Source organism: Echinicola marina, assembly GCF_020463795.1.
Lineage (GTDB): Bacteria > Bacteroidota > Bacteroidia > Cytophagales > Cyclobacteriaceae > Echinicola > Echinicola marina.
In genome coordinates this window covers 45,999-60,000 of the sequence record NZ_CP080025.1, presented here as the reverse complement: position 1 = coordinate 60,000, position 14,002 = coordinate 45,999, and the positions used below count along the sequence as shown (strand labels likewise).

Here is a 14,002-nt window from a genome sequence, read left to right as displayed (position 1 = left end):
GATAATCGGGCATCAAGCACATTACCGAAGCGTAGGATTGCAGCAATGCAGTGGTAGGGGAGCATTCCAACGACAGCGAAGGTTTACCGTCAGGTATGCTGGAGTTTTTGGAAAAGCAAATGTAGGCATAAGTAACGATAAGGCGGGCGAGAAACCCGCCCACCGATAGACCAAGGTTTCCTGATCAACGCTAATCGGATCAGGGTCAGTCTGGACCTAAGGCGAACCCGAAGGGGGCAGTCGATGGACAACGGGTTAATATTCCCGTACCGTATATACAGGCAATGGAGGGACGGAGTGATGAAAGTTCCGCCCGGTGACGGAATACCGGGTTGAAGGGTGTAGGTATTGGGGGTGTAGTCAAATGCGCACCTTTAGCCGAACCTGATAGTACCGCAATCCTTCGGGAGCGCGGATAGCGGACCTAAGAACTTCCAAGAAAATCTTCTAGCGTTAAGCGTATATATGCCAGTACCGCAAACCGACACAGGTGGTCAAGGAGAGAATCCTGAGGTGCTCGAGTGAATCATGGCTAAGGAACTCGGCAAAATGGCCCTGTAACTTCGGGAGAAGGGGCGCCTACTCATCGCAAGATGAGAGGCCGCAGTGAAAAGGCCCAGGCGACTGTTTATCAAAAACACATGGCTTTGCGAAGTGGCAACACAAAGTATAAGGCCTGACACCTGCCCGGTGCCGGAAGGTTAAGGGGGGGCGTTATCGTAAGAGAAGCGCTGAACTGAAGCCCCGGTAAACGGCGGCCGTAACTATAACGGTCCTAAGGTAGCGAAATTCCTTGTCGGGTAAGTTCCGACCTGCACGAATGGTGTAACGATCTGGGCACTGTCTCGGCCATGAGCTCGGTGAAATTGTAGTCGCGGTGAAGATGCCGCGTACCCGCAACGGGACGGAAAGACCCCATGAACCTTTACTGCAGCTTAACATTGGCATTGGGTAAACGATGTGTAGGATAGGCCGGAGGCTATGAAGGGGCGTCGCCAGGCGTTTTGGAGCCACTGTTGAAATACGGCCCTTTGTTTGCTTGGTGTCTAATCCCTGTACAAGGGAGACATTGTTTGGTGGGTAGTTTGACTGGGGTGGTCGCCTCCAAAAGAGTAACGGAGGCTTCCAAAGGTTCCCTCAGCACGCTTGGTAACCGTGCGCGGAGTGCAATAGCATAAGGGAGCTTGACTGCGAGGCCGACAAGCCGAGCAGGGTGGAAACACGGGTATAGTGATCCGGCGGTACCGTATGGAAGGGCCGTCGCTCAAAGGATAAAAGGTACTCTGGGGATAACAGGCTGATCTCCCCCAAGAGCTCATATCGACGGGGAGGTTTGGCACCTCGATGTCGGCTCGTCACATCCTGGGGCTGGAGAAGGTCCCAAGGGTTGGGCTGTTCGCCCATTAAAGTGGCACGCGAGCTGGGTTCAGAACGTCGTGAGACAGTTCGGTCCCTATCTGTTGCGGGCGTGGGAAACTTGAGAGGATCTGACCTTAGTACGAGAGGACCGGGTTGGACGGACCGCTGGTGTACCGGTTGTGGTGCCAACTGCACTGCCGGGTAGCTACGTCCGGAAGGGATAAGCGCTGAAAGCATCTAAGTGCGAAACCCACCTCGAGATGAGGTTTCCGTACAGGGTTGTCATAGACGATGACGTTGATAGGCTGCAGGTGTAAAGCCGGAGACGGCATAGCTGAGCAGTACTAATAGCCCGAAAGCTTACCTGTGGAAATGTTGTATTATCTTTAAGTAGTCATTGGTACTTTAAAAACATAAATAGCAAGAACTTAGGCGACCTAGCCAGAAGAATTTGGGCGGTACGGCGCAGGGGATCCACCTCTTCCCATCCCGAACAGAGAAGTTAAGCCCTGTCGCGCCGATGGTACTGGGGTTACACCCGGGAGAGTAGGTCGCCGCCCTCACCTATCAGGCCCCTTTTACAGAAATGTCAAAGGGGCCTTTTTTTGTTTGTATTTACCAAGTTTTCAAGGTAAAAATGATGTGCATATTTTAAATTAGCTTGATTGTAATTATAAAATCGTTAAGCTTTCTTCTTATTAGCTAACACTTTATGAAAAAATGGCTATCTTTGGGTATTCTTAAAGTAGTTTGGCTTTGGTATAATATAGTATTGTAGATTATATGACTTCATAGGTAGGCCCCAAATGGTAGCCTTTTTTTAACAAATAATATTTTTGTATGTTATTAGCATTTTCAGTTTTAACGTCTTTTTTTATTGGGGTAATTATTACACCTTTATTAATCTTTCTTATCAAAAAAGGGAATATATTAGATAAACCAGGTGGAAGAAAAATCCATAAATATTCGGTTCCATCTATGGGAGGAATAGCCATGTTTATTGCACTTCTGAGTGGGGTATTAATTTGGTTGGATTACATGCAGCTAATGGAAATAAGGTTTTTCTTGTTAGGTTTGGGGATTATGTTTATTCTCGGGTTGAGAGATGATTTGGTTGAATTAACGGCCTATCAGAAGTTGATTGGTCAATTAATAGCCATAATTACTGTAGTGGTTTTAGGGGATGTTAGGATTTCTAATTTTTATGGATTTCTAGGGATAGAGGAACTCCCTCTTTGGTTCAGTTATGGATTAACAGTATTTGCAATAGTAGGGCTTACGAATGCATTTAATTTGATTGATGGCTTGGATGGGCTTGCGAGTTCTTTAAGTTTGATCACTTTTATATTCTTGGGCTCTTGGTTTATTTATTCTGGGGAGGATACTTTTGGTTTTATAGCGTTTACATTTGTGGGGGCAATTTTGTCATTTTTGGTATATAATTGGCATCCAGCAAAAATCTTTATGGGAGATACAGGTTCCCTGACACTGGGCTTTACGCTATCGGTCATGTGTATTAAGTTCATTTCTGTAAATGGGGGACTTGAACAGTCTGATTTTAAATTTAGTGCACCACTTACCACTGCTATAGTATTAATGATTATTCCATTTTATGATACATTAAGGGTTTTTATCAGGAGAGCCAGTAAAGGTAAGTCACCTATGGCTGCAGATAAAAGTCATGTGCACCATTTTTTGTTAAGGATGGGGTTTAGGCATGATCAAGTTACCATGATATTAGGAGGGGTAAAGATTGCGTTTATTAGTCTAGCTGTTGTACTAAACGGTTTGCCAGATATAGTTATGTTCCCTGTATTTTCTGTTTTAGTCATCAGTGCAGGTATTGTTTTGGATAAAGTGACGTTAAGACGGGTAAAATGCATTGTGCGCGATTCTCCGCGGGTATTGTCTCAGAGATCCTATCATGGATTGCGGGGTAAAGTAAAGATAGATCGGGGAGTTCTTGAGAAAGAAAATGTGAATTTGAATTAGAATATATTGGAGGGTTGTTTAGCCCTCTTCTTGTTTAATATTAGTTTGGTGGTAGTTTTATATACCATTGATTTTATTTTTTCTGTAGATCACTGAGTAAGTTCTAAATTTTTATTTTATTTGTTTTTCTACTCTTAGGAATATTTAATGGACTTGATCAAGTTATCTGAACCAGAATTTGAGATTGAAAACCTAGAAGACTTTCGTACGGCCTTATTGAATAAGGAGGTAGGTTATGTAGGGAGTTATATAGATGAATTTAGAAGCGCTTTAGGAGAAATTTTACATGCGGAACATTTAGGTTTGTTTAGTTCTGGGACGTCTTCTATTCATTTAGCTCTTTTGACCGCTGGAATAAAACCAGGAGATGAGGTCATATGCCAGTCTCTGACTTTTGCTGCTTCTGCTAATCCTATTTGTTTTTTAGGTGCTAGCCCAGTGTTTGTCGGAAGTGAATCTTCTACTTGGAATATGGATCCCCAATTTCTTGAAAGAGCGATTGTTGATAGACAAAATAAAGGAAAAAGAGTAGGGGCTATAATACCTGTACATTTATACGGAATGCCTGCGCGGATAAAAGAAATCATGGCAATAGGTAAGAAATATAATGTTCCAATTGTTGAGGATGCCGCTGAGGCACTGGGAAGCTATACTTCTGATGGTATGTGTGGTGCTTTTGGGGATTTTGGTATTTTATCTTTTAATGCAAATAAAATTATTACAACTGGGGGTGGGGGAGGATTAGTAACTAAGAATGCCTTGGACCTGAAAAGGGCCTATTTTTATGCTTTGCAAGCAAAGGATCCTGCACCACATTATGAACATAGTCAACTTGGTTACAATTATGCGTTTAGTAATCTTAATGCTGTATTGGGTGTTCAACAGTTAAGTTGTTTGGTAGATAAAGTTAAAAGACGTAGGGATGCATATTTTCATTATTATGAGCGTCTAAGCTCGAATGATGGAATTACTTTTCAGCAAGGAATTGAAGGGGATTTTAGTAACAGATGGCTTACAAGCATCGTTTTACCAGATAGCGATATGGTACAAGGCCTGAAAAGATACCTGGAAGGGAAAAAGATAGAGACAAGGCCAGTTTGGAAGCCAATGCATATCCAGCCCTTATATGAAAATTGTGCGTATTATGGAGATAACTATGAGGTTACTCTTTTTGAAAAGGGAATTTGCCTTCCCTCTGGTAGTGGATTGACCAAGGAGCAGCTGGAGAAGACCTCAGGGGCCATTCTTGATTTTTTTAGGCATGGATAGGTGAAAGATGTACATTACATTTTGCAAATCAATAATAGATAGGGGAGTAGGCTTTTTGGGTTTGGTAATACTAAGTCCTATTCTGATAATATTGATAATTATACTTACCTTTCATCATAGGGGAAATCCATTTTTTTCTCAAAAACGAGTAGGGAAACAAAACAGGATATTCAGTATAATAAAGTTTAGGACAATGAGTAATAGGAAGGGTGATAATGGGGAGTTGCTTCCAGATCATCTTAGATTGACTGGTGTTGGTAGAGTTATTCGAAATTATTCCTTGGATGAACTGCCACAGTTTTATAATCTATTAAAAGGAGATATGAGTTTAATTGGCCCTCGCCCGCTTTTGGTAGAATATTTGAAATACTATAATGAGGAACAAGCTAGGCGGCATTTGGTGAAGCCAGGAATAACAGGTTTGGCGCAGGTAAATGGTAGGAATAGCTTGACATGGGAGAAGAAATTTTATTATGATGTTCTTTATGTGAATAATCAATCCTTAGGATTGGACCTGATGATATTAATTAAATCTGCTAAGCAGATTTTTAGGCCTAAGGGGATATATGGGGATGATGGTGGAGTTGTGCCATTTAGGGGAAATGTAACCAATGGCAAGGAAATTAATAGTTGATAGAGGTAATTTGTTTATGTTTTTTAACAAATAGTTTGGGTAAATGCGTGGTTTATTTTTGTGTATAGCGTGAATTTCGTGTTGATTTTGATTTTTGAATTATGTTATATGTATTTTAGATCAATAAAATTGCTTTATGATTTGTTTTTTTAGAATGGTTCAACTAAATTGAGTTATTCTTTTAGAAAATTATTGTTGGTTTTGATCAGGAAATATGACATTTTTAGATAAAGATTTTGAGATGATAAAATGGATCACCCGATTTGTTGACTCTTTCATTTTGTTTCAATCAGTGATTTTGGCATTTTTTATAAGGCTAAATTTTGATTTAAACCTAATGGATTCTTATCCTGTTATTGAAGATGGGGTGTTGTTTGCAGGGGCAGGCTTGATTGCTATGGTAGTGTGTGAGAATTGCATTTGGAAAATTGCCAAAACAAATTTCAGCAATATTCTATCTGTTATCAGGATTGTGTTCGGAGCCCTTCTTATATCGTTTTTACTTGGGATTTGGATAGAAAGCAGTTTTGATTTAGATAATTTTCAGCCTTTATCTGTCCTAGTAATAGCTAGTTTGATTTCGTTTTCAAGCTTGATTTTGTATCGTAGTTTAATTAAGGAAGTTTATACCTATTATATTACGAATAAACTACCGGTCAAGAATATATTGATTTTTGGAGCTGGGGAAGCTGGTAGATTGTCAAAGATTGTTTTGGGGAAAGACGGTGATTATAAACAAAAAATTCATGCTTTTCTTGATGATGATCCAGATAAGGAGGGAGAATTTATAGATGGCGTTCCTATTTATTTGGGCTTGGAGGATCTCAAAGAACTAGTCGTTAAATATAAAATTTCAGATTTGTTGATATCTGTTATGAATATCTCACCAAGGAGAAAAAGAGAGATAATTGATGAGTGTTTTAAGTATGGCATAAGGGTGAGTATTGTGCCATCAATAGATGAATGGGTGAAAGGAGGATTCAATGTCGGTAAAATTAGAAAAATAAAGATTGAAGACCTTTTATCAAGGCCTGAAATTACACTCGATAATCCGCATGTTTATACCCAGATTAATAATAAAGTAGTTCTAGTTACTGGAGCAGCAGGCTCAATAGGCAGTGAACTGTGCAGGCAGATAGTTATTCATAGTCCAAAGCTTCTCATATTGTTAGATCAGTCTGAATCGGCGCTATATGATTTAGAACAGGAGTTTAAATCCCAAAAACTGGAGATTCCTGTAAAACCTATATTGACGGATATTCGAAATAAGAAGGCGATTTCTAATATTTTTAAGACCTATAAGCCTCAGATCGTTTATCACGCGGCAGCATACAAGCATGTTCCTATGATGGAAACTTTCCCAGAGGAGGCAATCCGTAGTAATATTTTGGCCACAAAACATTTGGCAGATTTATCCATTATTAATAATGTCAAGCAGTTTGTGTTTGTAAGTACGGATAAAGCCGTAAATCCTACAAATGTGATGGGGGCTTCTAAGCGGATTGCTGAATTGTATATACAGGCATTAAGTGATTATATGAAAGTGGAAGGTGGTCAATATACCAGATTTGCTATAACCAGATTTGGTAATGTACTTGGATCAAATGGGTCTGTAATTCCTTTGTTCAAAAAGCAGATTGAACAGGGTGGTCCCGTGTTTGTAACGGATCCTAATATCACAAGATATTTCATGACCATAGGAGAGGCCTGTCAATTGATATTGGAGGCTGGTGCGATGTCCAAAGGAAGGGAAATATTTATTTTTGATATGGGTGAGCCTGTAAAAATACTTGACCTCGCGAAGAAAATGATCTTATTAAGTGAGAAAAGGATAGAAAAAGATATTAAGATAGTTTTTACCGGCTTGCGGGAAGGAGAAAAGATGCATGAGGAATTGGTATGTAATTCTGAGGAGTTGAAAATCACCTACCATCCTAAAATCAGAGTTGTAGAGATGGCTCCGATATCTTTTAATAGGATCAATTACCAGATAGAGTATTTTGAGAAACTATTGGCGTTAAATTCTGAAACGGATATAGTGCGGCATGTTAAATCGATAGTTCCTGAATATATCAGTAATACTTCTAGATTTACCGTGTTAGATAGACTTAACTAAGTTTATATTATGCTTAAATTGAAGTGTTTGATTTTTAGTTTGTTGATGAAATTGGTGTAGGATTTTATTTTTTTTGCAGGAGTAAATTAAAGGAATTTTATATCTTGCGGTGATGGAAAATTTTGTAGTCTCAGCCAGAAAATATAGACCTTCTAATTTTAAAAGTGTGGTAGGGCAACAGCATATTACCACTACTTTAAAAAATGCCATTAAGAATAATCATCTTGCTCAGGCATTTTTGTTTTGTGGTCCTAGGGGAGTGGGGAAAACTACCTGTGCCCGTATTTTGGCTAAGACCATAAATTGTGAAAGTTTAAGGGAGGATTTTGAGGCTTGTAATGAATGTGATTCTTGTAAAGCATTCAATACTAATAGTTCCTTTAATGTACATGAACTAGATGCTGCTTCCAATAACTCAGTAGATGATATTAGGAATTTGGTGGACCAGGTGCGATATGCTCCACAAAAAGGATCTTACAAAATCTATATTATCGATGAGGTTCATATGCTATCCACTCAAGCATTTAATGCTTTTTTAAAGACGCTAGAAGAACCTCCAAAATACGCCATATTTATTTTGGCCACTACAGAGAAGCATAAAATTATTCCTACGATTCTATCTAGGTGTCAGATATTTGATTTTAATCGTATTCAGATTAAGGATATTGCTGAACATCTAAAATATATTTCTTCTGAAGAAGAGATTGCATATGAGGATGAAGCATTGAGGCTAATCGCTGCAAAGGCTGATGGTGCTTTGCGAGATGCACTTTCTATCTATGACCTTATTGTGACTTATTCAGCAGGGAATAAACTGACCTACCAGGAAACTATCAATAACCTTCATATCTTGGATTATGATTATTATTTCAAGGTGACGGATGCTTTATTGGAAGAGAGTATTTCTAATGTGCTGCTCACTTTTGATGAAATTCTTAAAAAGGGATTTGATGGGCATAATTTTATTGTTGGGCTAAGTGAGCATTTTCGTAATCTAATGGTTTGCAAGGATGCGGCCACAGTTGAATTACTTCAAGTCTCAGAAAGTGCACAAGAGAGATATGTGGAGCAGGCTGCTAAATCCAGCCTTTCATTTTTGTTGTCGGCACTCAATATTTGCAATCAATGTGATATGCAATACAAGGGGAGTAAAAATCAACGTTTGCACGTAGAATTAGCACTGATGAAACTGGCCAAATTACCTCAGGCGATTTCGCTAGCCGCATTGGCCCAAGAAGAAATAAAAAAAAAAGACTAGCTAAGCAGAAAAATAACAGTACCTCAAAGGAAGTTACAAGTCAGGCAGACTTGGTTTCTGATGCCGCCATAAAGAGGGAGGTAAAGAAGACCATGTCCATTCCTTCTAATATTACAGAGGTAAAGCGGCAAGTAAAAAGTAGCATACAAGAATCGAAAGAGCAAGCATCCAAGGCAAAAGAGCAGGTAAAGGTTCATAACGAAGATCAACTTAGAGATACGCCTTTTGATAAAGGAAAGTTCGGAGCAATGCTTGAAGAGATTATTTTAGATTTCAAGCAAAAAAGGAAATACCAAGAAATCACACTTTTAAAACAGCCGTTTGAAGTAGAGGCTAATAGCGTTAATTTTTTCCTGAACGGGGAGCTTCAAGAACATTTGTTTTCCAAACTTAAGCCCGAGTTAATGGGGATTGTGAAAAGGAAGTTGGAGAATGATTATGTTGAAATTCACTATAAAATTAGGGAGGAAGCGGTAAAAGAGGAGGATAAATTATATACTTCTACTGATAAATTGGCCTATCTTACTAAGAAATCCCCAGCATTGAAAGAGTTACAGAAGCGTTTTGGACTAGAAACAGATTTTTAGAAATCCAGCCCCAAGCCGAAGTTGATCAGGTTCTGAAACTGAATAACTTGTGATTTGCTGCCATCATCCTGTTTTATAAACACATTTTCATCATAAATAAGAACGGTCTCTATTCGAGTACTAATGTACTTATTGACTTTCATGCGGAGGGCTGAATTGAAATTGACTACCATATTGCCAAACTTTCCATAATTGGAGAAGAGGTTAAGGTCGGCTTTCCATTCTATATTTTTCATCAATCGAGTGTCTATGGATGCTCCCAAGGAAGCACCTGCCTCAGGTCTTACTTTTTCACCAGGCAATATACCAAATGCGCCAGCTTGACTTAATGAGTCGTTGGCTACAATGGTGAAACGGCCTGTAAAAGGCGATAATATGGAGGATAATTTAAATCCATCTTTGTCTTTTTGGAAGTTAAGACCAGTGGAAGATTGAATATATGCAGGGCTTAGGAAGTCTGAGATTAGATCTCTATCTTCCATTTCTGAATTGGCTGGCTTGAAGTATTTGTACCCCTTTAATAACTGCGTTCGAGCTTCAAGCTGAGTAGATAAATAAAAGCCTTTTGATAGTTCTCTGCCGTACTTACTTACAAACTTAAAGTTATCATTGGTTTTTCGCGTCTTAAATGATCTTTCAGTTTGTCTGTTAAATCCAAAGTTGACTGTTAGCTTTGTGTCCCATATTCGCCCACCTTTTTTATAGTTGGCAAAAAGGTTGACGCCGGTATTTAGTGCAAAGGAACTTGCTCCCCCTGCCGCCCAGTTCGAAAGGCTTACTTGTTGAATACTTAGGTTGTAATTACCTCCCTTTTTCCAGTAGTTTTGTTTTACCTCTTCCTTGATGATCAGAGAGTCTCCTAGCATGATTAAGGTGTCTCCATTGATCATGATAGTGTCAGGAACTATTTTATTGTCCTGGCCCCATGCTTTATGAAATAAGCCTGAAAATAAGAGAGTCGTTATAAAAATGGTAAAATACCGTGACATTCCTGGATGGAGTTTGAATTTATACGTAAAGATACGTTTCTTATTCAATTCTAATTAGTTCTTTTTGATGATTAACTTTTGCCCTATTTTGATGACTGTTTGGTTTTGGATATTGTTCCATGTTTGGATTTCCGAAACAGAGACACCATATTTTCTAGCAATGGCGTAAAGCGTTTCTCCTTGGGAAACGGTATGGGTAATATTATTGCTGACTGGGTTAAGTTTTGGTTGTATCTCTTGTTTTGAGGAGGAGTTTGCTTTTGTTTTTGAAGGAGCAGAACTGGCTTGTTGATTGACAGGGGTAACAGTCATAATTTTGATGTCTTCATTTCTGCCTCTATATTTTTGTAAATTTAAGACCATACCGACCAATAGATCTTCATCTTTGTAAATCCTGTTTTTTGCTTTTAGAGAGTGTAATCTGATTCCATAAGCTTGGGAAATACTCCATAGTGTTTCTCCTTTTTGAACAATATGGTGTGGGACATCCGACTTGGATTTTTTTCGTTTGGTATAATAATAATGGCCTCGTTGTACATGATCATTCTTTGAAAGGTCATTTCTTCTTCTAAATTTACTTTCTTTTATACCTATTTTTTCGGCAAATGCTTCTGTCGTGCTATTTACAACGGCCTGTATTCCCTTGATGCCGTTTACTTTGATTTGACCAGACTCAAATGGCTGTGCTTGCTTACCGGTTATTTTGGGGTAGCCTGATGCGTTTTTAAATCCCTCTGCCGGTAGGCTGTACTGGTTTGAATTACTTTCACTGCTGGCAGATGAAGTAAGTAAGGGTGTTACTGGTGCAGTACCAGAAGCTAAGTAGACGAGTGAATAGCTTTTACCTTCAGGGATTTTGTTCCCTGTGATCCACTTATTGTATTCTTTGAGCTCAGTTTCAGAGATGCCAAGGTTTTTAGAAAGTGCCTTAACGGTTATAGGTCCTTGGACGGAGACTTCTTTTAAATACTGGTTACTAGTGAATTTACCAATATGGTTCTCAAAGGCTATTTTATGAGCCAGGTATTTTTTGAAATACCAGTGGCTAGCCTTGGTGATTTTCATGCTAGAATGGCCGTTGTATTTACTTCCAAAGTAATTTTTGGCTCCTCCAAGTCCCATTTGGTAGGAAACTAATGCACAAACCCAGTTGTCAAAATAATTGTTGTGCTTTTTGAGGTAGATGGCTGCACCTCTTGTTGAAGCAGCTATGTTTTTTCTTTCATCTATTTGGCCATCTACCTGCAGGAAAACCTCATGGGCAGTCCCTTTTTTAAACTGCCAAAAACCAACAGCATTGGATGTGGAGACGGCATCAGGTATTAGTCCACTTTCCTGGATAACCAAATATTTGATGTCATTGGGAACGCCTTGTTCATGGAGTACTCTTTCAATGATCGGCATGTAGAGATTGACCCTTTCCAGTTTCATATTGAAAAAACGTTCACTTCTACAAAGTGCGTCCACATCTAGCTGTATGTCTCTTTGTGCTTGATCATTGAGTTGTATGGTCATTCCTGCAAATTGGATGCTGCTTGGTACCTTAGGTGTCTGTGCATACAGTATAGAGGAAAGAAATATAAAAAAGAGGCCTAGCCCGAATATGACGTTTTGGCGGAAGGAGAATTTCATACTGGTGAAAGAAAATTGAAACCGATCAGATAAATAACGTTTTGGTGTTTATCCTAATATAGTAATTAAAGTTTATTGACCATAGCTATAGTTTTCTGGCCATCATAATGCCATCTCGGATGGGAAATAGTACATTTTCTACTCTTGGGTCAGATTGTATCATGTCATTAAAGTCCATGATTACCTTGGTGTCTTTATCGATTTTCTCTGAAGTATCTTTGAGTACTTTTCCTGACCAGAGCACATTGTCAGCCATGATCAAGCCTCCTTTACTAACTTTATCAATGATCAAATTATAATAATTGATATAATTCTTTTTATCAGCATCAATGAAGACCATATCAAAAGTTTCATTTAATTCAGGAATGATATCTAAGGCATTGCCCAGCTTGTAATCGATTTGGTCTGATAATCCCGATTTCTCAAAAAATCCCCTGACCATATCTTCTAATTCATCATTTTTATCCAATGTGATCAATCTGCCGTCTTTACTTAGACCTCTTGCCATGCATATGGCCGAGTAGCCGGTGTAGGTGCCTATTTCTAGGACGGTTTTGGGATTTTGCATTTTGGTGAACAATTCAAGGGTTTTGCCTTGGAGATGTCCTGAAAGCATGCGTGGCATTAGCACTTTTGCATGCGTCTCCCTGCTGATGAGTTGTAATAGCTCGTCTTCAGGGCTGGTATGTTCTTCACAATAGTTTTGTAATTGTTCGCTGATGAATTCCATTGTTAGTTGGGTAAATAGGTTAGAAAGCTTAATTGATCCTCCATGAATACTTCTTGAGCAATATCCTGAAGCTCCTCGGAACTGGTATTCCTAATTATATCAAAAATATGATCAAGAGATTCTATTTTTCCTTTGTCAAGTAGGTTTTTGCCAAAAACCAGCATCAAAGCGGCATAATTTTCTTCAGCCATGGCCATTTGACCTATAGCTTGCTCTTTAGCCATATGAAGCTGTAGCGAGCCTAGTTTTTTCTCTCTTAATTTTCTGAGCTCACGCATTACTAAGTTTCTGGCTTTTTTTGCTGTCCTTTCTTCAGTACCATAAAATATGCCTACAAAACCAGTGTCTTTGTATACTTGATAGGCTGATTCTACACTATAAACGTAGCCATATTTTTCCCTTAGCGAAAGGTTTAGCCTTGAGTTCATGCTGGGGCCACCTAAAATATTGTTGAGGAGGAAAAGTTTAAACCTTTTAGGGTGGTATAAGGAAAAGGCTGGTTTTCCGATAGCACAATGTGATTGGGTAATATCCTTATATACTGTTTTATGCTGTGGGACATAATGACCAAAATCACTTCTTATATAAAGACTCTTTTTGATCGGAATCTCATTTAATTTGGGTTCCAATTGATTTAGCACTTTTTTAAATGAAATGTTTCCAACGACAGAAAAGACGATTTTGGAGGTGTCCATTCTGGTGGAGATAAAATCGAAAAAGTCGGATTGGCTGAAGGAGTTAACCGTTTCTTCTGTGCCAAGTATATTTCTTCCCAAAGAGTGGTTTTGGAATACGACCTCATCAAATTCATCCTGAATGGCATCATCTGGAGAATCTCTGTACATGGCCATTTCCTCGAGAATTACTTGTCTTTCCTTTTCTATTTGTTTCTCGGGAAAAGTACTGTGGAAAGTAATATCATAGAGAAGTTCTGCGGCTTTATTGAAATGTTCTTTTAAAATGGAGGAGTAGAAGCAGATTTTTTCTTTAGTAGTATAGGCATTTAATTCTCCTCCGACAGATTCGAGGCGATTTAAAATATGAAAGGCTTTTCTTTTTGTAGTACCTTTGAAGGCCATATGTTCCCAAAAATGAGCCAAACCAGCCTGCTCTAACGTTTCATCTCTGCTTCCAATATCAAGAATAAATCCGCAGTGTACTAATCTAGTGTGATTGACTTCTTGATGGACAATTCGGATTCCGTTCTGTAATTCCTTGATGTTATATGACATGTAATAAATGCTTTCAGCTTTGAAATTACGAAAATAATGTACATTGTCTGGATATTTTTTTGAAGGTAATAAATATGTTATTTTTAATTTAGTGAAGAGGCTGTGAGTTATGACGGTTCTATGGGGCTGGCTGACATTTGAAGTCAATCAGGAAATTAGCATTTACAGTCTTAGTCTAAAGGATGTTGGGGAGGTTAGCGAGGA

At 38.8% G+C, this 14,002-nt stretch carries 11 protein-coding genes and 2 rRNA genes (1 of these 13 running past the window's edge); 8 read left to right on the top strand and 5 right to left on the bottom strand.

Annotated features, from left to right (window positions below; translation table 11 throughout):
• Together KZP23_RS00300 and rrf are read left to right on the top strand one after the other, a co-directional pair.
• Positions 1 to 1,727 (top strand): 23S ribosomal RNA (locus KZP23_RS00300) (it extends 1,150 nt beyond the left edge of the window).
• A gap of 83 nt (positions 1,728 to 1,810) precedes the next feature.
• Positions 1,811 to 1,922 (top strand): 5S ribosomal RNA (gene rrf / locus KZP23_RS00295).
• Positions 1,923 to 2,138: 216 nt separating this feature from the next.
• Here the strand turns inward: rrf and KZP23_RS00290 are convergent.
• Entirely contained in the window at positions 2,139 to 2,354 is a 216-nt protein-coding gene (locus KZP23_RS00290; RefSeq protein ID WP_226334193.1) for a hypothetical protein, read from the bottom strand.
• Here KZP23_RS00290 and KZP23_RS00285 point away from each other — a divergent pair.
• The 6 genes from KZP23_RS00285 (at position 2,353) to KZP23_RS00260 (ending at position 9,215) form a co-directional block, all read left to right on the top strand.
• Entirely contained in the window at positions 2,353 to 3,351 is a 999-nt protein-coding gene (locus tag KZP23_RS00285) for an MraY family glycosyltransferase (RefSeq protein WP_226334192.1), read from the top strand. The two genes, KZP23_RS00290 and KZP23_RS00285, sit on opposite strands and share 2 nt — an antisense overlap.
• 147 nt (positions 3,352 to 3,498) lie before the next feature.
• On the top strand, positions 3,499 to 4,620 hold the full coding sequence (locus tag KZP23_RS00280) for an aminotransferase class I/II-fold pyridoxal phosphate-dependent enzyme (protein ID WP_226334191.1): 1,122 nt from the start codon (positions 3,499 to 3,501) through the stop codon (positions 4,618 to 4,620).
• A 7-nt stretch (positions 4,621 to 4,627) separates the two neighbouring features.
• Positions 4,628 to 5,254 (top strand): sugar transferase, encoded by a 627-nt coding sequence (locus tag KZP23_RS00275; protein WP_226334190.1) that lies wholly within the window; start codon positions 4,628 to 4,630, stop codon positions 5,252 to 5,254.
• A gap of 337 nt (positions 5,255 to 5,591) precedes the next feature.
• Positions 5,592 to 7,370 (top strand): polysaccharide biosynthesis protein, encoded by a 1,779-nt coding sequence (locus KZP23_RS00270; protein WP_317198027.1) that lies wholly within the window; start codon positions 5,592 to 5,594, stop codon positions 7,368 to 7,370.
• Positions 7,371 to 7,482: 112 nt separating this feature from the next.
• Complete coding sequence (locus tag KZP23_RS00265) at positions 7,483 to 8,628, top strand: DNA polymerase III subunit gamma/tau (RefSeq protein WP_226334189.1); 1,146 nt, start codon at positions 7,483 to 7,485, stop codon at positions 8,626 to 8,628.
• A 92-nt stretch (positions 8,629 to 8,720) separates the two neighbouring features.
• Positions 8,721 to 9,215: a DNA polymerase III subunit gamma/tau gene (locus KZP23_RS00260; RefSeq protein ID WP_226334188.1), complete on the top strand. Its 495-nt coding sequence runs from the start codon at positions 8,721 to 8,723 to the stop codon at positions 9,213 to 9,215.
• Here KZP23_RS00260 and KZP23_RS00255 read toward each other — a convergent pair.
• The 4 genes from KZP23_RS00255 to KZP23_RS00240 form a co-directional block, all read right to left on the bottom strand.
• The gene (locus KZP23_RS00255) at positions 9,212 to 10,204 is read right to left on the bottom strand and encodes a DUF3078 domain-containing protein (RefSeq protein WP_226334187.1); all 993 of its coding nucleotides are present in this window, start codon (positions 10,202 to 10,204) and stop codon (positions 9,212 to 9,214) included. The genes KZP23_RS00260 and KZP23_RS00255 overlap by 4 nt on opposite strands.
• Positions 10,205 to 10,258: 54 nt before the next feature.
• On the bottom strand, positions 10,259 to 11,836 hold the full coding sequence (locus KZP23_RS00250) for a LysM peptidoglycan-binding domain-containing protein (RefSeq protein ID WP_226334186.1): 1,578 nt from the start codon (positions 11,834 to 11,836) through the stop codon (positions 10,259 to 10,261).
• Between the two features lie 85 nt (positions 11,837 to 11,921).
• Positions 11,922 to 12,566 (bottom strand): O-methyltransferase, encoded by a 645-nt coding sequence (locus KZP23_RS00245; RefSeq protein WP_226334185.1) that lies wholly within the window; start codon positions 12,564 to 12,566, stop codon positions 11,922 to 11,924.
• A gap of 2 nt (positions 12,567 to 12,568) precedes the next feature.
• Entirely contained in the window at positions 12,569 to 13,798 is a 1,230-nt protein-coding gene (locus tag KZP23_RS00240) for a M16 family metallopeptidase (protein WP_226334184.1), read from the bottom strand.
• Positions 13,799 to 14,002: the final 204 nt, after the last annotated feature.

Coding starts and splice junctions, on each gene's coding strand:
- KZP23_RS00265 (WP_226334189.1), top strand. CDS start 7,483: ATGGAAAATTTTGTAGTCTCAGCCAGAAAATATAGACCTTCTAATTTT.
- KZP23_RS00270 (WP_317198027.1), top strand. CDS start 5,592: ATGGATTCTTATCCTGTTATTGAAGATGGGGTGTTGTTTGCAGGGGCA.
- KZP23_RS00285 (WP_226334192.1), top strand. CDS start 2,353: ATGTTTATTGCACTTCTGAGTGGGGTATTAATTTGGTTGGATTACATG.
- KZP23_RS00240 (WP_226334184.1), bottom strand. CDS start 13,798: ATGTCATATAACATCAAGGAATTACAGAACGGAATCCGAATTGTCCAT.
- KZP23_RS00260 (WP_226334188.1), top strand. CDS start 8,721: ATGTCCATTCCTTCTAATATTACAGAGGTAAAGCGGCAAGTAAAAAGT.
- KZP23_RS00290 (WP_226334193.1), bottom strand. CDS start 2,354: ATGGCTATTCCTCCCATAGATGGAACCGAATATTTATGGATTTTTCTT.
- KZP23_RS00245 (WP_226334185.1), bottom strand. CDS start 12,566: ATGGAATTCATCAGCGAACAATTACAAAACTATTGTGAAGAACATACC.
- KZP23_RS00250 (WP_226334186.1), bottom strand. CDS start 11,836: ATGAAATTCTCCTTCCGCCAAAACGTCATATTCGGGCTAGGCCTCTTT.
- KZP23_RS00280 (WP_226334191.1), top strand. CDS start 3,499: ATGGACTTGATCAAGTTATCTGAACCAGAATTTGAGATTGAAAACCTA.
- KZP23_RS00255 (WP_226334187.1), bottom strand. CDS start 10,204: ATGTCACGGTATTTTACCATTTTTATAACGACTCTCTTATTTTCAGGC.
- KZP23_RS00275 (WP_226334190.1), top strand. CDS start 4,628: ATGTACATTACATTTTGCAAATCAATAATAGATAGGGGAGTAGGCTTT.